This is a genomic window from Arthrobacter sp. NicSoilB4 (assembly GCF_019977335.1).
Taxonomy (GTDB): domain Bacteria; phylum Actinomycetota; class Actinomycetes; order Actinomycetales; family Micrococcaceae; genus Arthrobacter.
The window spans coordinates 1,864,450-1,888,653 of the sequence record NZ_AP024653.1 but is presented as its reverse complement, the minus strand read 5'-3'; the positions used below and the strand labels follow the sequence as shown (position 1 = coordinate 1,888,653).

The window sequence follows — 24,204 nt, the reverse complement described above, 5'->3', positions numbered from 1 at the left end:
AATCACTTGGTCCCGCTGAGGCTGATGTCGTACTTCTCAACCAGGGACTTGTATTTCGCGGCGTAGTCCTTCCACTGCGTAACGACCTCTGCACCGGAGATTTCCTTCGGAGTCAGCATGTTCTTTTTGTTGAATTCCTTGTAGGACTCCGTCTTAAAGGTCTCCTGGATCGCTGCGAGCAGTTTGTCCTTCACATCCTGGGGAGTTCCCTTCGGGGCAGCGACGGCACGGTACTGCGCCACGGGAACGTCATAGCCTGATTCCTTCGCGGTGGGGACTTCCGGGAGGAAGGAATTCCGCTCTTCGGAGAAGACGAGCAGCGGGGTCACCTTGCCGGCCTGGATCTGGGGCATGGCCTCCCCGAGCTGGATGGTGGAGACTTCGACCTGGTTGCCGAGGACCGCAGTCAGGGCGGGCTTGCCACTGTCGAAGGGGACGTCCGTTCCCTTCACATTGGCCTGCTTGAAGAGAACGGTCTGCGCGAGCTGGCTGCCGGTGCCAACGCCGGTGGTGCCGAAGGTGATGTTCCGCCCGGCGCCGGTGAGGTCCCCAATGGAGTTGAGTCCTGACGCCTTGCTGGCGACCAGCACGTAATCGTCCTGGGACAGTCCTGCGATGATGTCCAGATCATCGATGCTAACGGCTTCCTCCGGGGTGACCGCCAGCGGAGTGATGGTGATGAGCGAGGCGGTGACCAGCAGCAGGTTCTGGCCGTCGGCAGGCTTGCCCGCCACCTCCTTGGTGGCGAGGGCGCCGTTGGCGCCGGGCTTGTTCACCACGGGCATCGGAGCGCCGAGTGTCTTGGACGCGCCTTCCGAGATGGCGCGGGCAATCAGATCGGTGCTCCCGCCGGCAGCCTGGCCCACGGTGAGGTTGACCGGACCGCTGGGGAACTTCGCAGAACTGGTGCTGCCGGCCGCGACGTTGCCACAGGCAGTCATGGCCAGCAGCGCGACGGCGGATGCTGCACCGAGAACGGTACGGCGCGTGGGGAAGTGCATCATTGGAACTCCTCGTTGACAAGCGGGGCGACGGCCCCGGAAGCATGTGAACCGGATCACTGCCGGTTCGCTGAATCGAGTGTAGGGAGGCGCTATGATGCATGTCTAAGCCCAAATATGCATAGGGTGATACCAGAAAGGCATCATGTTTACCTTTGACCAACTGGCGGGTTTCATCGCCGTCGCGGAAGAACTCCACTTCGGCCGTGCGGCGGAGCGCCTGAACATGACCCAGCCTCCCTTGAGTCGCCAGATCCAGAAGTTGGAGCGGAGCGTCGGCGCGGAACTCCTCGAACGGGACAACCGGAAGGTTCAGCTGACGCACGCCGGCATGGCCTTCCTTGACGAGGCCAGGCGCCTGCTGGCCCTCGCCGAGCGCGCCCCGGTCACCGCCCGCCGGATCGCCTCTGGCCGCTCGGGGCTGCTGCGGATCGGCTTCACCGCCGCAAGTGGCCTGAGCATCCTTGGCCCGCTGCTGGAGGAGATCTCAACGAGGCTGCCGGACGTCGACATCGACCTCCAGGAACTGGTGTCGGGCGAACAGATCCAAGCGTTGCAGACCGGGGAGCTGGATCTCGGCCTGGCGCGGCCGCCTTTCAACGGTGAGGTGTTTGATTCACACCTCCTGTACCGCGAGTCAATGGTGCTCGCCGTCCCGGCCGGTCACAGGCTGGCGGGCCTGGACCGGGAGATCGACAATGACGAATTGAAGGACGAGCCGCTCATCATGCACTCGCCGCAGCAGGCCCGGTACTTCTACGACCTCGTGATACGCACTTTTCCGATCCAGCACGGCAACGTGGTCCACACCGTCAGCCAGATCCTGACCATGGTGTCGCTGGTTGCGGCCAAACGCGGCGTCGCCTTCGTGCCGCACTCCGCCACGGCTTTGGGTATCCAGGGCGTCGAGTTCCTGCCCCTGGCGGGCAGCCGGGGCGAGCCCGTGGAACTGCACGCCATCTGGAACCGCAAGGTGGAAATCCGGCACTGGGCCGACTGCTGGCGGAGCTCGAGTACGCCATGGAATGACATCCCACGTGATGCACTCAAGGTATCACCGCATACACAAATGAACTTAGACAGGCATGGAAGCCGAGCCTACGCTGAAGGGGAACCACACCCACTTGCGTCGATCACGGCGCCCATCCGGAGGACATATCGTGGCAAAATACACACCCCAAGAACTGGCCAACGCCCTCAAGGAGGGCCTGCTCTCCTTCCCCGTCACGTCGTTCGATGCACAGTTGCAGTTCGACGAGGAGAACTACCGCAAGCACCTGGCCTGGCAGGCGAGTTTCCCCGTTGCGGGATTGTTCGCAGCGGGCGGTACCGGCGAGGGCTTCTCCCTGACGCCGGCTGAATCCGAGCGCGTGGTCCGCGCCGCCGTCGACGAGGTCGGCGCGCGGGTACCCGTCCTCGCCTCCGCCGGCGGATCCACGGCACAGGCCATCGAAAATGCCCGGGCTGCCGAGGCAGCGGGAGCGGAAGGCATCCTGCTCCTTCCGCCCTACCTGACCGAAGCGGACCAGGGTGGACTGATCGAGCACGTCAGCGCCATCTGCAGTGCCACCTCGCTGGGTGTCATCATCTACAACCGTGCCAACGCCATCTACAAGGACACCACTGTCGCCACCCTGGCGGACCGCCACGAAAACCTCATCGGGTTCAAGGACGGCGTGGGCGATCTCGAGCATGACGCCCGCGTCTACGCCAAGCTCGGCGACCGCCTCTTCTACCTCGGCGGTCTCCCCACGGCGGAAACGTTCGCCCTCCCGCTCCTGCAGTTGGGCATGAGCACCTACTCCAGCGCGATGTACAACTTCGTCCCGCAGTTCGCCCTGGACTTCTACCAGGACGTCCGCAACAACGACCGGGTCGCTGTGAACAAGAAGCTCAACGATTTCGTCATTCCGTACCTGGACATCAGGGACCGGGTCAAGGGCTACTCCGTCTCCATCGTCAAGGGCGGGCTCGACGCGATCGGCCGCTCCGCCGGCGGCGTCCGGCCACCGCTGCAGAACCTCGCCCCGCAGGATCTTGCGGACCTCACTGCCCTCATCGCAAGAATCTCCTAGGAGGAACCCGTGACCCTCACCGGACACTCCCTGATCGCCGGCCGTCCCGTCCCCGGCGACGGCAAAACCACCTTCGGCGTCAACCCCGCGAGCAACGAGCGCCTCGAACCGGAGTACACGCTGCTCACGGAGCAACAACTCACGACGGCGACCTCGGCCGCCGCGGCCGCCTTCGAGTCCTTCAGCACGCTCGATCCCGAGACCCACGCCGGCTTCCTGGACGCCATCGCCGTCAACATCGACGCGCTCGGCGACGAGCTGATCGTGCGGGCGGGCCTGGAAACCGGCCTGCCCGCACCGCGGCTCCAGGGCGAGCGTGCCCGCACCACCGGCCAGTTGCGGCTCTTCGCCAACGTCGTGCGGCAGGGCGATTTCCGCGGCGTCCGGATCGACCCCGCGCTCCCGGACCGAGCTCCCGCGGCCCGCGCCGACATCCGCCAGCGCCAGATTCCACTGGGCCCCGTCGCCGTCTTCGGGGCGAGCAACTTCCCGCTCGCCTTTTCGACGGCGGGCGGAGACACCGCCTCCGCGCTTGCCGCCGGCTGCCCCGTGGTCTTCAAGGCGCACAACGCCCACCCGGGCACCGGAGAACTCGTCGGACAGGCCATCGCCAAGGCAGTGAAGGACTTCGGGCTCCACCCCGGCGTGTTCTCGCTGGTCTACGGCCCCGGCAACAGCATTGGCCAGGCCCTCGTGGCCGATCCTGCGATCAAGGCCGTGGGCTTCACCGGCTCGCAGTCCGCCGGCATCGCCCTCATGCGCACCGCTGCCGCGCGGCCGGAACCCATCCCGGTGTATGCAGAAATGTCCTCGCTCAACCCGGTGTTCGTGCTCCCCGGTGCCCTCGCAGGCAACGCCGAAGAAATCGACGCACTCGCGCAGCAGTACGTCACTGCCGTCACCGGCAGCTCCGGCCAGCTGTGCACCTCCCCCGGCCTCCTCTTCGCCCCCGCCGGCGAGGCCGGAGACAAACTGGCTGCCGCCGTCGGGCGCGCAGTATCCGCCTGCGCCGGCCAGACCATGTTGACCGCAGGCATCGCCGGTTCCTGGAACGACGGCGCCGATGCACTCGGCTCTGCCGACAACGTGACCGTCGTCGGACGGGGTTCCGCCGGTGCCACCGAAAACGCGCCGGCACCCACGATTTTCGGCACCGGAATCGCCGACTTCATCAGCAACCACGTGCTCCACGCGGAAATCTTCGGCGCGGCGAGCCTCGTCATCCGGTATTCCACCACCGAGGAATTGATCGATGCGGCCCGCAGCATGGAGGGCCAGCTCACGGCGTCCCTGCAGCTGGCCGAAGAGGACTATCCGACGGCGGCACGCCTCCTTCCGGCACTTGAGCAGAAGGTCGGGCGCATCATCGTAAACGGCTGGCCCACCGGCGTCGAGGTAGGGCATGCCATGGTCCACGGCGGCCCCTTCCCCGCCACCTCGGACACCCGCACAACGTCCGTCGGCACCCTGGCCATCAACCGATTCCTGCGGCCCGTCGCGTACCAGAACCTGCCGCAGGAGCTGCTCCCGGCGGCGCTTCAGGACGACAATCCGTGGCGGCTGAACCGCCGGATGGACGGCATCATGGAAGAAACGGCCGCACACCAGAAAACAGAGGTCAACGCGTGACAACCCAGCCCACCATTGCCCATGTTGAAGTGGTCCCGGTCGCGGGTCACGACAGCATGCTGATGAACCTCAGCGGCGCGCACGGCCCGTTCTTCACCCGCAACATCGTAATCGTGACGGACTCGGACGGCCGCACCGGCCTCGGCGAGGTACCGGGCGGCGAAAAGATCCGCAGCACCATCGAGGAAGCCGGCAAGCTGATCAACGGGCGGCCCGTGGCACGGTACCGTTCGCTGCTGCGCGGGATTTCGGCCGAGTTCGCGGACCGTGATGCCGGCGGCCGGGGTCTCCAGACCTTCGACCTGCGCACCACCGTCCACGCCGTCACCGCCGTCGAATCGGCACTCCTGGACCTGCACGGGCAGTTCCTCGGCGTCCCCGTCGCGGAACTCCTGGGCGACGGGCAGCAACGGAGTTCGGTGCCGATGCTCGGATACCTCTTCTTCGTCGGCGACCACCAGCGGACGGATCTTCCGTACCTTGTGGAGGAGGCGCCGTCGGACCGGTGGGAAACGCTGCGCCGCCAGGAGGCCATGACCCCCGACGCCGTCGTGGCCCTCGCCGAAGCCGCGCAGGAGCGCTATGGCTTCAGCGACTTCAAGCTCAAGGGCGGCGTGCTCTCCGGCGACGCCGAAGTGGACGTCGTCACGGCCCTGGCCAAACGTTTCCCGGAGGCGCGGATCACCCTCGACCCCAACGGCGGCTGGCTCCTGGACGAGGCGATCCGGCTGGGCAAGCGCATGCAGGGCGTTGTGGCCTACGCCGAGGACCCCTGCGGCGCCGAGGGCCGGTTCTCCGGCCGAGAGGTGATGGCGGAGTTCCGCCGCGCCACCGGGCTCAGGACGGCGACCAACATGATTGCGACGGACTGGCGGGAAATGTCCCATGCCATCCGGAGCAACGCCGTCGACATTCCGCTGGCCGACCCGCATTTCTGGACCATGCACGGCTCCGTCCGCGTGGCGCAGATGTGCCACGAGTTCGGCCTGACCTGGGGCTCGCACTCGAACAACCACTTCGACATCTCCCTCGCCATGTTCACGCACACCGGAGCGGCGGCTCCGGGCGAGATCACGGCGCTGGACACGCACTGGATCTGGCAGGACGGCCAGGGGCTGACCAAGCAGCCGCTGCAGATCCGTGACGGCTCCATCGACGTTCCGGATGCCCCGGGGCTTGGAATCGAGCTGGACCGCGACGCCCTCGCCAAGGCACACCAGCTGTACCTCGAACACGGGCTCGATGCCCGGGACGACAGCATCGGCATGCAGTACTACGTCGACGGCTGGGCCTTCGACCCGAAGCGGCCCTGCCTCGTCCGGTAGGCAGCGTCCGGTAAGCAGCTGCCGGTAGGCAGCGCCCGTTCCCCACACTTCCGCATGGCCCGCCTTCCTTCAAGCATCGGGAGAGGGCCGTGCGGAATCCCACTCTGGCCGGGTCCCGGCCCGCAGCTACTTTGAAGGGCCTATTTTGGGCGGCGTTGTCTCCGGAATCCTGATCGTCTCCGCCGTCATCGCCGTCGGCTATGTCGCCGCCCGGCTGCGGGTCCTGGGACCCGAAGTACAAGGCGCCCTCACCCGCACAGCCTTCTACGTCACCAACCCGGCGCTGCTGTTCACCGTGGTGTCCGGCAGCGACATCCGCGCCGCGCTCGGTACGGATGCCCCGCTGGCGCTGCTGTCCGCAGCGGCAGTGGGGCTTCTCTATTGCCTGCTCAGCTTCCTGTTTTTCCGGCGGCCCGTCGCCGAAACCGCCGTCGGCGCCATGGCCAGCAGCTACGCAAACGCCAACAACATCGGCATCCCCGTGTCGCTCTACGCCGTGGGCACGGCACAGCATGTGGCCCCGGTGCTGCTGGTGCAGATCCTGGTCATGGCCCCGTTCTACCTCACCGTCCTGGGACTGGCCGGCGGAGCCAGGATCTCCTGGAAAAAGCTGCTGATCCAGCCGGTCGCGAATCCGATGATCATCGCCTCCGGGCTGGGCGCCGCCGTTGCCCTGACCGGCTGGAGCGCTCCGGAGCTCCTCCAGAAACCCATCGACATGCTCGCCGGCGGGGCCGTCCCAATGGTCCTGCTCGCCTTTGGCCTCTCCCTGGCCGGGCGGGCACCGCTGCAGAAGGGCGACGGCCGGACCGAGACGCTGGTCGCCACCGCCCTGAAACTTGCCGGAATGCCGCTCATCGTGTGGGCACTGGGACGCTTCGTCTTTGGCCTGGAGGGCCAGCACCTGCTCGCCAGCGTCATCATGGCGGCACTGCCGACCGCCCAGAATGTGTTCCTCTTCGCCTCCCCCTACGGCCGGGGCGTCACGATGGCCCGTGACGTGATCCTCTGCACCACAGTCCTCAGCGCCGGCGCGCTGCTGGCTGTCGCGTGGCTGCTGGGCTGATTGCCCCGCCAAAAATTACTTGTTATACAAGATAACAACTTGTATTATAAGTACCTACCGGGCGGCGCAGCCCGGCAGTCACTTCCAGGGAGAATCCATGACCAGCGTTGATCTGATCCGCCACGTAAAGCTTTCCACCGCACGGCTGCCGCTCGCCGTTCCCATCAGCGACGCGAAGGTGTTCACCGGACGCCAGAAACCCATGACCGAAGTGGTCTTCCTCTTCGCCGAAATCACCACCGAGCAGGGCCACAGCGGCATCGGCTTCAGCTACTCCAAGCGCGCCGGCGGCCCGGCCCAGTACGCCCACGCCCGGGAGGTCGCCGAAGGCATCATCGGGGAGGACCCGAACGACATCGGCAAGCTGTACACCAAGCTCCTCTGGGCGGGGGCCTCCGTCGGCCGGTCCGGCGTCGCCACCCAGGCACTCGCCGCCATTGACATCGCCCTCTACGACCTCAAGTCCAAGCGCGCCGGACTGCCGCTGGCCAAGTTCCTCGGCTCCTACCGGGACTCGGTGCAGACCTACAACACCTCCGGCGGCTTCCTCAACGCCTCCCTCGACGAGGTCAAGGCCCGTGCCAGCGTCCTCCTGGACGAGGGAATCGGCGGCATCAAGATCAAGGTGGGCCTGCCGGACACGGCCGAGGACCTCCGCCGCGTTGCCGGCATCCGTGAACACATCGGCTGGGACGTGCAGCTGATGGTCGACGCAAACCAGCAGTGGGACCGCGCCACTGCTTTGCGGATGGGCCGCCAGCTGGAGGAATTCAACCTCGTCTGGATCGAGGAGCCCCTCGACGCCTACGACTTCGAAGGCCACGCACACCTCGCCCAGATCCTTGACACCCCCATCGCCACCGGTGAAATGCTGGCCTCTGTCGCCGAACACAAGGGCCTTATCAATGCCAACGGCTGCGACATTATCCAGCCCGACGCACCGCGCGTCGGCGGCATCACGCAGTTCCTCCGCCTCGCCGCCCTGGCGGACGAGCGGGGACTCGGCCTGGCCCCGCACTTTGCCATGGAAATCCACCTACACCTCGCCGCAGCGTACCCGCGCGAACCGTGGGTGGAGCACTTCGACTGGCTGGACCCGCTCTTCAACGAACGGCTCGAAACCAAGAACGGCCGCATGCTGGTTCCGGACCGCCCCGGCCTGGGCATTACGCTCAGCGACCAGGCGCGGGCCTGGACGACGGAGTCAGTGGAATTCGGCAAGTAACCTAGACCCATGAGCCGGAACCTGACCGCGGACCTCGCCGCCGATCTTCGCATGCGCATAGTCGACGGCGTGATCCAGCCGGGCGACAAGCTCCCCAGCGAGAACACCTTGATCGGCGAGTTCGGCGTCAGCCGGACTGTAGTCCGTTCCGCGCTCACCCGCCTGCAGGCGGAAGGACTCGTCGAAACCGAACGGGGGCGGGGCAGCTTCGCACTGACCCCTCCCCCGTCAGACACGCAACCGGCACCCGGAAGCCGGCCGGTGGCCAGCCTGGAAGACCGCGCAAAGCTGCTCGAGTTCCGCATCGGCGTCGAATCCGAGGCCGCCGCCCTGGCGGCCCGCAACCATTCGGAACGGCAACTGCACGCGGCCCGGGCGGCGCTGGAGGAATTCACGGCCAGCGGCGCCCACCCGGCGCATGCCATGAAATCGGACTACGAGTTCCACCGGGCCATTGCGGCCGCCACCGGCAACCCGTTCTATTCCGACTGCCTGGCCTCGCTGGGACAGACGATGATCGCGATGCCCCGGACCCGCCTCATCACCGGCGGGGAACACTACGTGAAGGAGCATTTCGAGCAGGTCGTGCTGGAACACGAATCCATCTACGCCGCCATCGCGGAAGGCGACGGACCGTCGTCGTCGGCCGCCATGCGGACCCACCTGGCCAACTCCCGACGCCGGCTCCGCACGCCCGCTTCCGGCCGCCGGGACGAAAGCTAGGGACCACTCCGTATGCAGTCTGTCGACACCGCCGTCACGGACGTGGCAACCGCCACGAAAAAGTTCTTTAAGCGCGTGCTTCCCATCCTGCTGGTCATGCTCGTGTGCAACCAGCTCAACCGCTCGAACATCGGCTACGCCCAGGCACAGCTGGAAGCCGACGTGGGCATCGGTGCCGCGGCCTACGGCCTGGGCGCCGGCCTGTTCTTCATCGCCTATGCCATCTTTGAGCTGCCCAGCAACGTCATGATGGAGAAGTACGGTGCGAAGGTCTGGTTGTCCCGGATCATGGTCAGCTGGGGCATCGTCGCGTTCCTGATGGCCTTCGTGCAGGACGAGACGATGTTCTATGTCCTGCGGTTCCTCCTCGGCGCCGCGGAGGCGGGTTTCTTCCCCGCAGTCATTTTCTACTTCGCCCGCTGGGTCCCGGCCGGCCAGCGCGGCAAGGCCACGGCAATCTTCATCGCCGGGTCCTCCGTCGCCGCCGCCATCTCGGGGCCGATCGCCGGACTGCTGCTAAGCCTTAACAGCGTCCTGGGCCTTCGCGGCTGGCAGTGGCTGTTCGGGTTCGAGGGAATGCTCTCCGTGGCGGTCGGGGCCGTGGTGTTCTTCCTGCTGGACGCAAGAGTCCAGGACGCCACGTGGCTCAGCGACGGCGAAAAGTCCGCGCTTGGCGCTGCCATCGCCGCTGAGGACGCCCGGCACGTCAGCGCCGGGGAAGGACGGCTGGACCGCTGGAAGATGCTCCTGAATCCGCAGATCCTGCTGCTGTGCGGCATCTACTTCGCCATCCAGCTCTCCGTCTACGCCAACACCTTCTGGCTCCCCAGCATCATCCGGCGGATCCCGGGCACCACGGACCTCAGCGTGGGGTTCCTTTCCGCCGTTCCATGGGTCTGCGCCATCGTTGCGATGTATTTTGCGGCGCGGTGGCAGGACAAGGCGAAATCCAGGCGCCCCCTCCTGGCGGTTGCCCTGCTGGTCGCCGCGGCCGGGACCCTCGCGGCCGCCGTCGCTTCCCCGGCGCTGGCGCTGGTCTTCCTGTCCGTCGCAGCCATGGGCTTCAAGAGTGCGACTCCGCTGTTCTGGACCATCCCCCAGTCGGGCCTGCATCCGTTGGTCCTCGCGCCGGCCATCGCAGTCATCAACTCGCTGGGAAACCTGGGCGGCTTCGTGGCCCCCTTCGGTTTCGGCGTCATCAAGGAACAGACGGGAAGCGTGACGCCTGGGCTCTTCGCCCTGGCAGCGGCGTCCACGCTTGCCGCCGGACTTGTCTGTTTCGTGAAGGAACGCCGGACCGAAAGGGGCCCGCGGGCACAGCACGGGGCCGGCCGGATTCAGGAAGCGGTCACCGCCCCGTAGCAGCCCGGACGGCTTCCCGCAGGGACGTTGTGGGCCGCCCGATAAGCCGGCTGAGGTCCCCGCTGGTCACCAGCAGCTCGCCGCGGGCGATGCCACTGTCGCTGTCGGCGAGGATGGCCGCGTATGCCTCCGGCAGGCCAACCTCCACCAGCACCTTCGCGTACTGCTCCACGGGCAGGTCCTGGTAGGGCACCGGCTGTCCGGCAGCGGAGCTGACTTCCTCAGCCAGCTCGCCCAGGGTGAACGGCACGTCGCCGCCGAGCTCGTAAACCCTTCCGGCCTGGCCTTCGAGGAGCAGCACGGACGCGGCTGCGTGGGCGTAGTCGGCGCGGGTGGCGGCGCTGACGCGTCCCTCCCCGGCGCTGCCGAGCACGGCGCCGTGCTGGACGTAGCTGCCCAGCCGATCGGTGTAGTTTTCCAGGTACCAGCCGTTGCGCAGCAGTGTGAACGGCAGCCCGGACTCTTCCAGGGCTGCCTCCGTGGCCTCATGCTCGGCCGCCAGCTGCATGCCGGTGCTGCCGGCGTTGGCGATGCTGGTGTAGGCGATCAGCCCGACGCCGGCTTCCTTGGCGGCCGTGATGGCGTTCCGGTGCTGCTCCAGCCGCTGGCCCACCTCGCTGCCGGAGATCAGCAGCACCTTTTCGGCCCCCGAGAATGCCTGGCGCAGCGACTCGGGGTCGCTGTAGTCGACCTTCCGGACCTGGACGCCCCGCTCGGCGAGGTCCGCGACTTTGGCCAGGTCCCGGCCCGCGGCCACGATGTGCCCCGCAGGCACGTTCTGATCGAGGAGGGCTTCGACAACGAGGCGTCCGAGCTGTCCGGTGGCGCCGGTGATAACAATGGTCATGATGGTCCTTTTCACCAGGGGATGTCTTATATCCATAGCAACGGCACCGGATCGGCAAAGCTTCCCTAGAGAGAGTACGCACCTTAAAGTAAGGTACTGATATGGAAGTAAGTACACAGCCGGGCACATCCGCCATCGAGGGCGCGGACGGGATCTTTCCCGCCGGTTGCCCCAGCCGCACGGTCCTGGACCACGTCTCCAGCAAATGGGGTGTACTGATCCTGGTAGCGCTGTGGAATGGTCCGCAGCGCTGGAGCGAACTGCGCCGCCGGGCTGAAGGCATCAGCGAGAAGATGCTCGCCCAAACACTCAAGACGCTCGAAGGGGACGGCTTCCTCCGCCGCGATGCCCAGCCGGTTATCCCGCCCAGGGTCGACTACAGCCTCACCGAGCGCGGCCGCGGGCTTGTTGCCGTACTGCTCCCGCTGGTCACCTGGATAGCCGAGCACGCGGGCGAAATCGTCGACTCCCCCGCAGCCGTGAACAGGGAATCCACACCGTGACGGACCTCGATCTCGACGTGCGCTGGCATGCGGGGACGCCGTTCCGCGGAAGCAGCGCAGCACCGCCGATCCAGGTGCACATGGCCGCGCCCGACACGGTTCTGCTCCGGCAGAGCTTCGCCAGCAATTTCGAGGCGCCTTTCCTCTACCTGCTTTTCGGCGAGGAGCGCGCGTTCCTCCTCGATACGGGCGCGACGGCGGACGCCGCCGCGTTTCCACTCCGGGCGACAGTTGACGCCCTCATGGAGGACTGGCTGCGCAGCCATCCCAACGACGGTTACGAACTCATCGTCGCCCACTCGCATGCCCACGGGGACCACGTCGCTGCGGACGGGCAGTTCACAGACCGGCCGAACACCAGGCTTGTGGGACATTCAGCCGAGGACGTCGCCGCGTTCTTCGGGATCGGCGGCTGGCCCCGGGGCACGGCCCGCGTCGACCTTGGCGGCCGTGTTCTTGAGATGATCCCGACGCCGGGCCACCATCCTTCCGCCGTCGCCGTCTACGACGGGGCCACCGGGATGCTGCTCACGGGAGATACGGTCTATCCGGGCCGGCTCTATGTGCAGGACTTTCCGGCGTTCCAGGAGTCGCTGCGCACGCTCTCCGATTTCAGTGCCTTGCATCCGGTCAGCGTGGTGCTCGGCGCCCACATTGAAATGCCGGCCCGGCCGTTCAGGGACTTTCCGCTCGGCTCGACCTGGCACCCCAATGAGGCGCCGCTCCCGATGACGGCCCGGGACCTGGAGTCGGTCAGGCATGCGGCCGCCCGGATCGCCGGCCGCCCCGGGGCTCACCGGTTCGCCAACTTCATCATCTGGAACGGGCCCTGCCGGCGGGAGTCCGCGGTCCAGACGGTCAGGCTCCTTCTGTTCAGGGCATTTGGCCTGTTCAGGGCATTTGGCCGGTAGCGGTCGCCGCCGCCAGGGAGGACCGGCGAAAGTCTGTGTGCCACACATCAAGGGTTTGTCCGTTGCTGTCGGTGACGACGTATTCGGGCCAGCGGTCGAAGGCGGAGCAGGGGTGTGAGATCCCCAAGTCGACCACATCCGTGACGCCCAGCCCGCTCACCCCGGTGAGGACTGCGTGATGGTCGAAAAGATTGCGCACGACGCCGGCCGTCCCGGCCTTCGGGGCACCGTCCGCGGTCCGGGCTGACAGGAAGACCGGCAGTCCGGCGTCGTACGGCAGGTCCCGTTTGCCGGCGCCGACGACGGCCATTCCCTCTTCGGGGGTGGACAGGACAACGGCCCGGACCGTGAGAGCGGGAACCAGGTCAGGAACCGGGCTGACGCCGGCGTAGGTTCCGTGATCGTGGGTGACGTAGCAGCCGGACCGGAAAATGATCCGGGTACCGGGCACCAGACCGTCATCGGGAAGGTGTTCCGCCACGCGGTCCGGGAACGCGGACCCGCCCATGGAGTAGACCGGGGCGGCGCTCTCAAAGTACGGTGCGGCTGCCACGAACACGTCCCGCACCAGCCTGCAGTGCCGGTCGACGGCTGCGATAGTGGACTCCTCCCTGGTGTTGGGCACAACGCCCTCGTACCCGGCAACGCCGGCGAGCCGGAGGCCGGGTGTGCCATGGACCAGTTCAGCGAGGCCAAGGGCGTCCTGCAGGGTCCGGGCTCCAGTGCGTCCGTCGGGTGTTCCGACGTCGACCAGCACGCCAAGGGTGACGTCCGATCCGGCGAAAACCCGGGCCGCCGCATCGACACCGGCAGCCGAATCCACAAAGCAGCTGATTTCAAGCCCGGGATCTTCCTCCAGCCATGAGCGAAGGCGCATCAGGCCGTGCCGGTCGACCACCTCATTGGCGACGAGGACGTGCCGGTGCCCCCAGCCCAGTGCCGAGCCGGCCTGGTCCACGGTGGCGACAGTGACCCCGACGGCGCCCGAAGCCATCTGGCGCGCGATGATCGGTGCGGACATCGTTGTCTTGACGTGCGGGGCGAGGTCCACGCCCCGTTGCCGGCACCAGGCAGCCATCACCCGGATGTTGGAGTCGAGGGCCTCGAGGTTGAGCCGCAACTGCGGGTAGGCCGGGGCTGCGATCCTCCCTGCCGCCACGTCACTGTCAAGTCCGCTCTGGTGCTGGATCGGGCTGCTCACGAGGCCCCTTGGTGGTCACGGGACAGGTCCACCCACCCTGGCGGATGCGGCAGCGGGGAGTCCGGTACGGCCGATTCGTTGATTGTGCCATGCGCCTTTCCTGCTCGACCCTGCGGGCACACCGCACGGCGGCAGGTTTCCCTGCCCCGCGGACATTGGCGCCGGTGGATAATGGCACCAATAAAGAGTGGCACGGCTAAATAATGGCACGGCTAAATATTGGCACGGCGACCCAACGGAAGGCATGCACGGGAAGGAGTCCGGATGCAGTCTGCTCCACGGATCACGGTCGAGGCGCCAGTGCTCGCTGTGGGCTCCGGACCCTCCGACTACGAGGAACTGGGCAGCCACGTCGATGCGCTGCGCAGGCAACGGGGACTCCACCTGACGCTGCTGCACATCGGCGTCCTGGCGGACTTCGCCCAGGACGTCGCGGACTGGACCAGGGGCTTCACGACGGCCGGGGAGGCCGCCGACGCGACGGTGGCCTGGCTGGAGGGGCTGCCGGTGCTGGGCGGTTTCTCCGCAAGCTCCGGGAGGCTGGTCCTCCTGGGCGGCGGACGCGTGAGCGGCCTGGAAGTGGACGTGCCCCGGCACGTGCGGGATTTTCAGGTCACCCTCGTGAAGGCCCTGCACGAGCTGCTGGAGGGGTTGCTGGTGGACAATGTCGATGACTTCATCCTCGGCTCGCGGGCACTCGGTTACCGCTACCCCCGGTGGACGCCCCACATCGCCGTCGGCCGCCCTAAGGCTCGGGAACGCGGACCGTGGGAGATTGAGCCCCTGGCGCTCGAATTCGGTGCATCACGGATCAGGAACCGTCAGTTCCTCCCGGCCGGCGGTTCCGGCGAAGGGCCGCGGGGCCAGGGCACCGCGACACCCGGGGCAGGCGGCGGGCAGTGACGGTCCGGAGTGCAGGGATTCTGCTGTATCGCCGGGGCGCAGGGCCAGAAGTCGAGGTGTGGATAGCCCACATGGGCGGACCGTTCTGGGCACGCAAGGACGCCCGCGCCTGGTCGATTCCCAAGGGCGAATACCTCAACGACGAGGACCCGCTGGCCGCCGCGCGGCGCGAGTTCGCCGAGGAAATGGGGACTCCCGCGCCGTCCGTCGACTACGTCCGGCTGGGTGCCTTCCGGCAACCCTCGGGCAAGGTCATCACAGTCTTCACGGCTGAAGCCGGCTCTTACGCTCCCGAGCAGATCGTGAGCAACACCTTTGCGCTGGAATGGCCGAGGGGATCCGGCATTGTCCGGGACTACCCCGAAGTCGACGCCGCCAGGTGGGCCGGAGAGTCCGTGGCCCGCACCAAGCTGGTCAGCGGCCAGCTGCCGATCCTCGACGCGCTCGTGGACCATTTGGCGGGCCACGAAAAGTAGCCGGCCCCGTTCCCTCGGGCCTCCGCAGGGACGGCCGGGCATTGCTGGTCCGGCGGCCGACTGCCATCCTTGGGTAATCCGCACTCCCGGAAGCGAACGAAGGGAAAGACGATGCCGCTCTACCTGTCGAAGTTCAGCTACACCCCTGAGACCTGGGCCAGGATGATCAGGAACCCGGAGGACCGCGGAAAGGCCGCCCAGGCCTACATCGAATCAGTGGGGGGCAAGCTCCACGGTTTCTGGTATGCCTTCGGCAGCCACGACGGCTACAACCTGTGGGAGGCCCCGGACAACGTCTCCATGGCCGCCGTGGCGCTCGCCATCACCGGCGGCGGTGCCCTGGGCTCACTGGAAACAACAGTGCTCTTGACCGTCGACGAAACCCTGGACGCCCTCCGGATGGCCGCCGAGGTCGGATACCGGGCTCCCGGCGCCTGAGCATCACGCCGCACGTCGAAGGAGGCCCTCGATGGATACGATCGAACCGGCCGGCCGGCAGGAGCCGACCGCGAGCCAACGCGCGGCAAGCCTCAAGGAGCGCGTCTACATCAGCTTCACCAGCCTGGCCGTGGTGCTGGCCCTGCGGAGCCACGCAGACGAGACGACGCCCGCCGCGGCGGCCGCCACCCTGACGATCGTCGTCGTCGGGTCCCTGCTGGGCATTTTCGTCGCCGACCTGCTGAGCCACCTGACGGTCCACGCGAAGCTGCCCAGCCGTCCGCAGCTGAATCACATGATCGCCGTCAGCACGGAGTCACTCAGCGTCCTTGTGACTCCGATCCTGCTCCTCACGGCGGCCGGGCTCGGTCTCTGGTCGACGGCCGTGGCTCTTCAGTGGGCCATTGTGGTTCTCGTGGTAACACTCTTCATCATCGGTTACCTCGCGATCCGGCGGCTCGACCTTCCGTTCCGCCACAAGGCGCTCATCGTGTTCGCCGAAGTAGTGTTGAGTCTCCTGGTCATCGCGCTCGAACTGCTGGCCCACAACCTCTGAGGGGATCAACCGGCGCCGTCGTTCGTTGATTACATCACCCCCACCACCACACCACCCGAAGGAGCCTGCTTTTTGCTGATCGTACTCACGGGCATCGACGGTTCGGGGAAGACGACGGCGGCCGAGGCCACCGTCGAGGCCGCCCGCCGGGCGGGGACCAAAGCCCGGCTCCTGCGCAACTATGCCGGCCGCCGCAGAATGTCCCTGCTCGGCGCCAGGCTTGGCGTACACCTCCCCGCACGAACCGCGGACGTCATCGAAACTGCCATACGCACGTTCAATGTCCTGAACTCACACCGCCGCGCCCGGAAATTCCACGGCCTCGTGGTCATGGACCGGCACCTTCATTGCCAGCTTGCGCTCCGCGGGATGCACGGACTTCCCCGGGGACGATTCCTTCCCTGGCTCATCCGAACGCTCCCTGCGCCGGACCTGGTCATCTACCTGGACATCGAGCCGCGAGAGGCGCACGCAAGGGTCCTCGCGCGGGGCACCGACTCGGAGCGCCTCGAGGACCTGGTGTCGTTGCGCGACGCCTATGAGTCCCTTCCCGAATTTTCCGGGTTCACCCGCATCGCCGCAGGCGGGTCCCCTGACGAGGTCCTGTCCCGGGTGCAAGCCGTCATCGCCGAAGCCGGCGGACAACGGCCGGAAGGCTGCCCGGCCGGCCCCGCGTCCTCCGGTCCGGGGCTCGGCGCGGTGCCAGGCAACTAGCGGGCCAGATACTTCTCGTGCTGGCGGTGCGCTTCCGCGACAAGCTCGCGGATCTTGTCGATGTCCTTGGCCTTGTTCCGGTACTTCAGGTCCATGGTCATGATCTGGGCCTCCTCGGCGGTCAGCATCCGGTAGATGCGTTCGCGTTCGGCAGCATCGGCGGTGTATTCCAAGTCGAGGTAGTTGACGGCGTGCCGCCGCGCGTTGTTGATCGAAGTCTGCGCCTTTCCGGCTTTGCTCAACAGCGAGGCCACGACGGTGATCACAAGCACACCGATGATGACGCTCAGGGACGTGGCCGTGGTGATCTCGATGACAGGTACCGGTTCGCCGCCGTTGATGAACGGCAGGTTGTTCTCGTGCAGGGCGTGGAGCACCAACTTGACGCCGATGAAGGCAAGGATGGCCGCCAGTCCGTACGCAAGGTAGATGAGGCGGTCCAGGAGTCCGTCGATCAGGAAGTAGAGCTGGCGCAGGCCCATCAGCGAGAACGCCGTGGCGGTGAAAACGACGTACACGTTCTGGGTCAGCCCGAAAATCGCCGGAATGGAATCCAGGGCGAACAGAATATCCGTTCCGCCGATCGCGACCATCACCAGCAGCATCGGAGTCAGCGCCCGCTTGCCGTCCTGGATGGTGAAGAGCTTGTCCCCGTCGTAGTGCTCCGTGGTGTGGAAGAGTTTTCTGGCAATCCTGATGATGAAGTTGTCGGCATGTTCGTCGCCGTGGGCATCCGGCCGCAGCAGGTTGCCCGCGGTGATCAGCAGGATCAGGCCGAAAATGTAGAACACCCAGGCGAAGGAGTTGATCAGCGCGGCCCCCAGGAAGATGAAACCGGTGCGGGCGATCAGCGAGAAGACGATGCCGAACAGCAGTACCTTTTGCTGGTCTTCCCGGGGTACACGGAAGCTCGCGATGATGATCAGGAAGACAAAGAGGTTGTCCACGGAGAGCGCTTTCTCCGTGATGTAGCCCGCGAAGTACTCCGACCCCATCGCGGCGCCGCCGAAGATCCACACCACGATGCCGAAGACCACGGCCAGGCCCACGTAGAGGGTGGACCACGCGGCTGCCTCTTTCAGCGTGGGCACATGGGCTTTGCGGATGTGGAAGAAGTAGTCGAAGGCCAGCAGGGCCAGGATGACGACAATGGTGATTGCCCAGATGAGGGGAGAAACTGTCATGTTTGCTCAACTTCCGTGAAGGGACTGGCCCCTGCGTCCAGCGCTGTCCGGTACTACAGATGGTAGTGGGAATCCATGTGCTGGTGGTGGCTACCGGAGTGACGGCGGGGACCCGTTCCCTGCCGCGGACCCCTCCGCGTGGTCACCAGCGGACTTCGATTCGCACAGCGCTTTCACAGGAAGACGCTATTGAAGATACAGCCGGAACCACGAGAATGATTGGAACTGACAGTGCGATCCGGGGACTCAATGGCGGCCGCGGCCTTGCACAGCATCAGGGGCGAGCTTTTTGCCTATAGGCCTGAAACCGACCAACGACGGGTTTCCCAGCATGTTGACCCTACGCAAGCATCTACTTCCTTCGATCCTGGCCGTGATGTTGCTGTCGGCGACGGCCTGTACTTCCGAGCCCGCAGCCGGCTCCCCGCCCGACTTAGTGACCACCGGCCCGGGGAGCTCCGCGGCTCCTCGATCCACGAGTCCCAGCGCCCAAGCTCCGCGCCTGGAACCTGTGGGCGGGGTGGATGCGCGGGCGGTGCTGGAGGATTTCAAGGGCCGGGCCATGGTGGGCCATCTGGAGGCGCTGCAGCGGATTGCTGATGACAATGGTGGCAACCGCGTTGCGGGAACGAAGGGGTATGAGGAATCGGGCCGGTACGTTGAGGAGCAGTTGCGCGCCGCCGGGTACACCCCGGTCCGGCAAACGTTCACTTACCGGGGTGACGGCAAGAACCGGAAGCAGGTGGAGACTTTCAACATCCTGGCCGAGACCGGCGGGAGCGCCGATCACACCGTGGTGGTGGGCGGCCATTTGGACTCCGTGGAAGATGGCCCGGGGATCAACGACAATGGCAGCGGCGTCGCGGCCATCCTCGAGACGGCGAAGTGGATGAAGGAGAAAGGCATCACTCCGGTGAACCGGGTGGTGTTCGCGTTCTGGGGCGCCGAGGAGAATGACCTCGACGGTTCCCGGCATTACGTTAACGAGTTGAGCAAGGCCGGGAAGGAGCAGACTGCGGCCTACCTGAACGTGGATATGGCGGCCTCGCCGAACGGTGTCCGGTCCTTCCACGACGGCGACGGGTCGGACTTCGGGGATGCCGGGCCGAAGGGCTCCGACGGGATTGAAGCCGTCTTCGAGCGCTACTTCAAGGAGAACTCGCTGCCGGCGGAAACAACGCCCTTTGTCGACGGCGACTCCGATTACGATCCGTTCCTCAGGGCAGGCATTCCCGGCGGCGGGCTGTTCACCGGCGAGGTGAAGAAAAAGACCCAAGCCCAGGTGCAGGCCTACGGCGGGACAGCCGGCAAGGTCCTCGATTCCTGCTACCACAAGGCCTGCGACACCACCAGCAACATCAACGCCGACCTGCTCAAGGACATGTCCGGCGCCATGGCCTACGCCACCGCGTCCTACGCCCTGGCCCCACGCGGCTGACCGCTGGACCCGCGGACCTGAAGTTCGCTGGAGACCAGATGCAGCCGCGACACGTCCGGACTTCCGAGACGTTCCAGAATGAACGTGCCGGCCTGGACATGTCGCCCGGCACGTTGAGATTGCTGTCAGCCCCGGCCGAAAGGGCTGATTCAGGCGATGTCATTGAACTCGAAGACTGCGGTCTGCCGTTCAGGCCCGGAGAGGAGCCGGTTCGCGGCGGCATAGCCGCTTTCCCCGCTCATGCCGCCCCGAACCGCAGGGGGATCATTTCCGCCAGGCCATGGCCGCAGCCGGGGCCGAGCAGGTACAACTGAGTCATGACGACCTCTCCCTTGGTGCTCGGCCCGATGATGCGGTACGTGGATGAGACCTCGGCGAGTGTCTGGGTGGAGACCCGGTCCGCGGGCCGGGTCTCCATCCGGGCCGGCGGCAGGCACTGGGACGCCGGCACGTTCGCAGCTCACGGCCACCACTACGCGCTGGTGGAGCTGGACGGGCTGGAGCCCGGGACCGTTACGCCCTACTCCCTCGACATCAACGGGGCACAGGCCTGGCCCGAACCCGAGCCGGAGTTCCCGCCGTCCATGATCGCCACCCTGAAACCCGGCAAGCCGCTGCGGATGGCCTACGGCTCCTGCCGGACCAGCGTCCCGCACGATGAGCACGGGAACCGGACCCACGGCGTCGACTCACTGCGCGCTTACGCACTGAAGATGGCCTCCGGCGGCGACGAGTCGTGGCCGGACCTGGTGGCCTTCCTCGGAGACCAGGTGTATGCCGACCTGACCAGCGACCAGATGCAGGAGTTCATCCGTGCCCGGCGTGACATCGAGGCGCCGCCCGGCGAGGAGCTCAAGGACTACGAGGAATACGCCCACCTCTATTTCCTGGCCTGGTCGGACCCCGCGAACCGGTGGCTGCTGTCCACGCTGCCGAGCGCCATGATCTTCGATGACCACGACATCCGCGATGACTGGAACACCTCGCTCAGCTGGAAGAAGGAAATGGAGGCCACCTCCTGGTGGCACGGGCGGATCGTGGCGGGGCTCGCCTCGTACTGGGTCTACCAGCATCTGGGGAATCTTTCGCCGCAGGAGCGGGCTGACGATGCCATCTGGCAGCACATCGCCGCGCATGAGGGCGAGGACGAGATTGATGTCAGCGCGGAACTGGACAGCTTCGCGGACCGGGCCGATCAGGACCCAGGGTCATACCGGTGGAGCTACTATCGGGATTTCGGGGACACGCGGCTGATTGTGGTGGATTCCCGGGCGGCCCGGGACCTCGCCCCGGACCACCGCGCCCTCGTTGACACGGCGGAGATGGCTTGGCTCGACGGCCGGATGCGCGGCGGATTCCGCCACCTGCTGGTGGCAACGTCGCTGCCCTTCCTGCTGCCGATGGGCCTGCACTACGTCGAGTCCTGGAATGAGGCCATCTCCCAGGGTGCGTGGGGAAACCGTGCCGCCCGTGCCGGCGAAAAGCTGCGCCAGGCGGTGGACCTAGAGCACTGGGGTGCGTTCCAGAACAGCTTCCGGGAAGTGGCGGCCATGGTGACCGAGGTCGCCGACGGCAAACGCGGGCCGGCACCGGAAACCATTGCCTTTCTTTCCGGAGACGTCCATTACTCCTACGTTTCGGAGGTGGAGCGCACGTCGGGCAGCCGGATCGTGCAGGCCGTCTGCTCCCCCATCCGCAACCCGCTGCCCCGGTTGATGAGGTCCTTCGCGGCCGTCATGTCGTACGGCCTGGCCACGCCGGTCGGCGCCTTGGTGGCGCGCTCGGCAAAGGTCCCGGACCCGCCGTTCCGCTGGTCCGGCATAAGGGGGCCGTGGTTCGACAACAACCTGGCCTGCCTGGAGGTGACCCCGGAGGGGCTGAAACTGTGGTGGCAGACCGGCGTCGTCAACGGCGGAGACCAGATGCACCCTGGGCTGAAACGCGTCGCCTCGGTCACGTTGGCTCCGAGGGGCGCCGGGGCAGACGGCTGACGCGCGTGAAAGAGCCCCACCCGTGAAGGAGCAGGGCCGGGGCCTGCTGCCGGGCAACGCCGATACCTTGCTGGACCGGGCGCTGTTTGTGTTCAGCGGCGTCGCCGCCATCTGGCTCGCCACCCTGCTTCTGGAAGAAAGCCTGCGGCCGGACATGGCCTGGTTCGCGCTAGTGTTCTGGGCCGCCCTGGCGTACCTGGTGCTGCCCCGTGTCCACCGGATTCTGACCAGGATCTATCTCCCGGATTACTTCATTGGCCGGGCCCGGACCAGCGATGGCCTGCTGGGCGACCCGGTCAACATTGCCTTGCTCGGCAGCGGGGACCAGATCCATGCCGCCATGCGCCGGGCGGGCTGGACCCAGGCCGACGACGTCGATCTGGCGAGTAGCCGCCGGATCATCCTGTCGACCCTGACCCGGCGGAGCTACGAGGAAGCGCCGGTCAGCCCGCTGTTCATCTTTGGCCGCCAGCAGGACTTTGCGTATCAGCAGGAGGTCGACGGGAGCCCAGGCAAACGCCATCACGTCCGCTTCTGGCGCTGCCCGCCCGGGTGGCTGCTGCCGGGCGGCGTCCGGGTCGATTGGCTTGCCGCCGGCACGTACGACCGATCCGTGGGGTTGTCGCTGTTCACGCTGCAGGTCACGCACAAGATCGAGGAGAACACCGACGACGAAAGGGACCACGTCGTGGCGACCCTAAAGCAGGCAGTACCCGAGGCGGAAGTCACGGTCATCCGGGATTTTTCGACGGGATACCATGCGCGCAACGGCGGCGGAGACACAATCTCCACCGACGGGGACTTGCCGGTCATCGACCTTGCTCCCCTGACGGCGGCCCCGGCAGGGCCGCCCCTTGTGCCGGCGGTCCGCCGACCCAGGCGGCCCGCCCCGACCCTCTTCGGAGGTGTTCTCGTCTTCTTTCGCGGAATCGCTGCCCTCGTTCTTGCCGCGTCACTGCTGATGGGCGTCAATCCCGCCGCGGCAGCAGGGCCGGCTGGTCAGTCGACGGCCGCTGCGACGGTCCTCGCGGTGTTCGGGGTCGGAGAGATCCTCCTGGCCTGGGGTGTCCTGCGGGGCGGAAACCCCGCCAGGGTCATGGCCATGCTTCTCAGCGCGGCGGCCATCATCACCCAGGCCGCCAACGTCCTCAACGGCGGCGCGGCAGTCGATTTCGGGACCAACCTTGTGGGCCTCTCCCTGGACATCCTCCTCATCATCGCCCTCTCCAGCGAGCACTCGCGCACCTATGCCAGGAACTCCCGGCGGGGCAGAGTCCCACGCGGCCGTGTGGCCGCCTTGTGAACCGAAGGTCAAATCCGGGCTCAGACCAGGGGTCCCGGGTCCGGCGACCGAGGTTGCTCCAGGTCAGGCCGTGCGGTGGTGATCCCCGCCGCGCATGCGCATGGCCACGAGAATTCCCGACAGCCCGGTGAGGGCTCCAACGACCCCGACGGCGGCCGGAATGCCGTAGGCATCGGCAATGATCCCGGACAGCAGCGCGCCGACGGCGAACCCGCCGTCGCGCCAGAGCCGGTAGATGCCCACCGAGCGTGCCCGCCATTGCGGATGCGCGACGTCGCCGATGGCTGCCAGCAGGGTGGGGTACACCATTGCCGTGCCGAGTCCGAGGAGCGCGGCAGCGGCCAGCCAGATTCCGAAGTCCTGGCCGACGGCGATCATCGCCAGGGCACCGGCCTGGACGAGCATCCCGCCGACGATCAGCGACTTCCGGCCATATTTGTCCGACAGCGCTCCGGTGACGAGTTGCGCGGCGCCCCAGACCGCGGGGTAGACAGCGGCGAGGATGCCGATCTTTTCGATCGTCAGTCCGGCGGCGGCGAAGAGGACGGGGAAGAGCCCCCAAGCGAGGCCGTCGTTGAGGTTGTTGACCATGCCGGCCTGGCTGACCGAGGAGAGGGACTTGTCCCGGAAGCTGGTGAGGGTGAAGATTTCCCAGTTGCCCAGTTGTCCATGGGCGCCGGCGTGGGCGTTCGTGTGGTTGGCCGCTTCCAGCCGGGCGTGGCCCCGGGTTTCCTTTACGGCGAAGACGGACAGCCCGAGTCCCAGTGCGATGTAGGCGGCACCGAGCAGGAACGGCCCGGGCCGCAGTCCGTAGGTGGCGGCGATGTAGCCGGTGGCGAGCGCGGTTCCGGCGACGCCGAGGTAGCCGGCTGCTTCGTTCAGGCCCATGGCCAGGCCCCGCCGGGAAGGGCCGATCAGATCCATTTTCATGACGACGGTGGTGGACCACGTGAGTCCCTGGCTGATGCCCAGGATCACGTTGGCGGCGACGATCCAGCCCCAGCTCGGCCCGAAGATCAGCATCAGCGGGACCGGCAAGGCGATGACCCAGCCTGCTATCAGGACGGGTTTGCGGCCGTAGCGGTCTGAGAGGGTGCCGGCGAAGTAGTTGGTGGCGGCCTTGGCGAGCCCGAAAGCGAGGATGTAGGTCAGTGCGGACGTGTAGAGGTCCAGCTGGAAGACCTGCCCGGCGAGCAACGGAAGCACGGTGCGCTCCTGCCCCAGAGTGCCGCCGACGAGGGCGTTGACGGCGACGAGGAGCATGAACTGGGCCAGATTTTGCCGCAGGCCCAGTCTCATGCCGGTACGGGGCCTTTGCTGCAGTGCGTCGGTG

General features: G+C 66.7%; 22 protein-coding genes and 1 pseudogene. 18 read left to right on the top strand and 5 right to left on the bottom strand.

Features of this window, described 5'->3' with window-relative positions; translation table 11 throughout:
- Positions 1-2 precede the first annotated feature (2 nt).
- Positions 3-1,004, bottom strand: coding sequence for a tripartite tricarboxylate transporter substrate binding protein (locus tag LDO13_RS08455; RefSeq protein ID WP_224049543.1), 1,002 nt, complete (start codon positions 1,002-1,004; stop codon positions 3-5).
- Positions 1,005-1,146: 142 nt separating this feature from the next.
- Between LDO13_RS08455 and LDO13_RS08450 the strand changes: the two are divergent.
- The 8 genes and pseudogenes from LDO13_RS08450 (at position 1,147) to LDO13_RS08415 (ending at position 10,406) form a co-directional block, all read left to right on the top strand.
- Positions 1,147-2,030, top strand: a pseudogene (locus LDO13_RS08450) (LysR family transcriptional regulator).
- A 131-nt stretch (positions 2,031-2,161) separates the two neighbouring features.
- Positions 2,162-3,076 carry a 5-dehydro-4-deoxyglucarate dehydratase gene (gene kdgD / locus LDO13_RS08445; RefSeq protein ID WP_224049542.1) on the top strand — a complete coding sequence of 305 codons (915 nt, stop codon included), beginning with the start codon at positions 2,162-2,164 and terminating at the stop codon, positions 3,074-3,076.
- A gap of 9 nt (positions 3,077-3,085) precedes the next feature.
- Positions 3,086-4,705 carry an aldehyde dehydrogenase (NADP(+)) gene (locus LDO13_RS08440; protein ID WP_224049541.1) on the top strand — a complete coding sequence of 540 codons (1,620 nt, stop codon included), beginning with the start codon at positions 3,086-3,088 and terminating at the stop codon, positions 4,703-4,705.
- Complete coding sequence (locus LDO13_RS08435) at positions 4,702-6,030, top strand: enolase C-terminal domain-like protein (protein WP_224049540.1); 1,329 nt, start codon at positions 4,702-4,704, stop codon at positions 6,028-6,030. Before LDO13_RS08440 ends, LDO13_RS08435 begins: the two co-directional genes overlap by 4 nt.
- A gap of 145 nt (positions 6,031-6,175) precedes the next feature.
- Entirely contained in the window at positions 6,176-7,096 is a 921-nt protein-coding gene (locus LDO13_RS08430) for an AEC family transporter (protein ID WP_224049539.1), read from the top strand.
- A 97-nt stretch (positions 7,097-7,193) separates the two neighbouring features.
- On the top strand, positions 7,194-8,321 hold the full coding sequence (locus LDO13_RS08425; RefSeq protein WP_224049538.1) for a mandelate racemase/muconate lactonizing enzyme family protein: 1,128 nt from the start codon (positions 7,194-7,196) through the stop codon (positions 8,319-8,321).
- 9 nt (positions 8,322-8,330) lie between these two features.
- Complete coding sequence (locus tag LDO13_RS08420; protein ID WP_224049537.1) at positions 8,331-9,044, top strand: FadR/GntR family transcriptional regulator; 714 nt, start codon at positions 8,331-8,333, stop codon at positions 9,042-9,044.
- A gap of 12 nt (positions 9,045-9,056) precedes the next feature.
- The gene (locus tag LDO13_RS08415) at positions 9,057-10,406 is read left to right on the top strand and encodes an MFS transporter (RefSeq protein ID WP_224049536.1); all 1,350 of its coding nucleotides are present in this window, start codon (positions 9,057-9,059) and stop codon (positions 10,404-10,406) included.
- Here LDO13_RS08415 and LDO13_RS08410 read toward each other — a convergent pair.
- Entirely contained in the window at positions 10,393-11,253 is an 861-nt protein-coding gene (locus LDO13_RS08410; RefSeq protein ID WP_224049535.1) for an SDR family oxidoreductase, read from the bottom strand. The two genes, LDO13_RS08415 and LDO13_RS08410, sit on opposite strands and share 14 nt — an antisense overlap.
- A 101-nt stretch (positions 11,254-11,354) precedes the next feature.
- Here LDO13_RS08410 and LDO13_RS08405 point away from each other — a divergent pair, with 101 nt between their 5' ends.
- Positions 11,355-11,756: a helix-turn-helix domain-containing protein gene (locus LDO13_RS08405; protein ID WP_224049534.1), complete on the top strand. Its 402-nt coding sequence runs from the start codon at positions 11,355-11,357 to the stop codon at positions 11,754-11,756.
- Positions 11,753-12,667, top strand: coding sequence for an MBL fold metallo-hydrolase (locus tag LDO13_RS08400; protein ID WP_224049533.1), 915 nt, complete (start codon positions 11,753-11,755; stop codon positions 12,665-12,667). Before LDO13_RS08405 ends, LDO13_RS08400 begins: the two co-directional genes overlap by 4 nt.
- Here the strand turns inward: LDO13_RS08400 and LDO13_RS08395 are convergent.
- A complete protein-coding gene (locus LDO13_RS08395) occupies positions 12,648-13,868 on the bottom strand; it encodes an alanine racemase (RefSeq protein ID WP_224049532.1) in 1,221 nt (406 codons plus the stop codon). The two genes, LDO13_RS08400 and LDO13_RS08395, sit on opposite strands and share 20 nt — an antisense overlap.
- A 264-nt stretch (positions 13,869-14,132) precedes the next feature.
- Here LDO13_RS08395 and LDO13_RS08390 point away from each other — a divergent pair, with 264 nt between their 5' ends.
- The 5 genes from LDO13_RS08390 (at position 14,133) to LDO13_RS08370 (ending at position 16,955) form a co-directional block, all read left to right on the top strand.
- The gene (locus LDO13_RS08390) at positions 14,133-14,771 is read left to right on the top strand and encodes a hypothetical protein (RefSeq protein ID WP_224049531.1); all 639 of its coding nucleotides are present in this window, start codon (positions 14,133-14,135) and stop codon (positions 14,769-14,771) included.
- A complete protein-coding gene (locus tag LDO13_RS08385) occupies positions 14,768-15,247 on the top strand; it encodes an NUDIX domain-containing protein (protein WP_224049530.1) in 480 nt (159 codons plus the stop codon). The genes LDO13_RS08390 and LDO13_RS08385 overlap by 4 nt, the downstream gene beginning before the upstream one ends.
- Before the next feature lie 111 nt (positions 15,248-15,358).
- Positions 15,359-15,685, top strand: coding sequence for a GYD domain-containing protein (locus LDO13_RS08380; protein ID WP_224049529.1), 327 nt, complete (start codon positions 15,359-15,361; stop codon positions 15,683-15,685).
- 31 nt (positions 15,686-15,716) lie between these two features.
- The gene (locus LDO13_RS08375) at positions 15,717-16,241 is read left to right on the top strand and encodes a hypothetical protein (protein WP_224049528.1); all 525 of its coding nucleotides are present in this window, start codon (positions 15,717-15,719) and stop codon (positions 16,239-16,241) included.
- A gap of 72 nt (positions 16,242-16,313) precedes the next feature.
- Entirely contained in the window at positions 16,314-16,955 is a 642-nt protein-coding gene (locus tag LDO13_RS08370) for a thymidylate kinase (RefSeq protein WP_224049527.1), read from the top strand.
- Here the strand turns inward: LDO13_RS08370 and LDO13_RS08365 are convergent.
- Complete coding sequence (locus LDO13_RS08365; protein WP_224049526.1) at positions 16,952-18,139, bottom strand: TerC family protein; 1,188 nt, start codon at positions 18,137-18,139, stop codon at positions 16,952-16,954. The genes LDO13_RS08370 and LDO13_RS08365 overlap by 4 nt on opposite strands.
- Positions 18,140-18,674: 535 nt before the next feature.
- Between LDO13_RS08365 and LDO13_RS08360 the strand changes: the two genes are divergently transcribed.
- The 3 genes from LDO13_RS08360 to LDO13_RS08350 all read left to right on the top strand — a co-directional run bounded on the left by LDO13_RS08360 (position 18,675) and on the right by LDO13_RS08350 (position 22,871).
- A complete protein-coding gene (locus LDO13_RS08360) occupies positions 18,675-19,577 on the top strand; it encodes a M20/M25/M40 family metallo-hydrolase (protein WP_224049525.1) in 903 nt (300 codons plus the stop codon).
- A gap of 317 nt (positions 19,578-19,894) precedes the next feature.
- Complete coding sequence (locus LDO13_RS08355; RefSeq protein ID WP_224049524.1) at positions 19,895-21,568, top strand: alkaline phosphatase D family protein; 1,674 nt, start codon at positions 19,895-19,897, stop codon at positions 21,566-21,568.
- Between the two features lie 22 nt (positions 21,569-21,590).
- The gene (locus tag LDO13_RS08350) at positions 21,591-22,871 is read left to right on the top strand and encodes an LssY C-terminal domain-containing protein (protein ID WP_224049523.1); all 1,281 of its coding nucleotides are present in this window, start codon (positions 21,591-21,593) and stop codon (positions 22,869-22,871) included.
- Between the two features lie 63 nt (positions 22,872-22,934).
- On the opposite strand, the gene LDO13_RS08345 is transcribed toward LDO13_RS08350, so the two are convergent.
- Entirely contained in the window at positions 22,935-24,134 is a 1,200-nt protein-coding gene (locus LDO13_RS08345) for an MFS transporter (protein ID WP_224049728.1), read from the bottom strand.
- Positions 24,135-24,204: the final 70 nt, after the last annotated feature.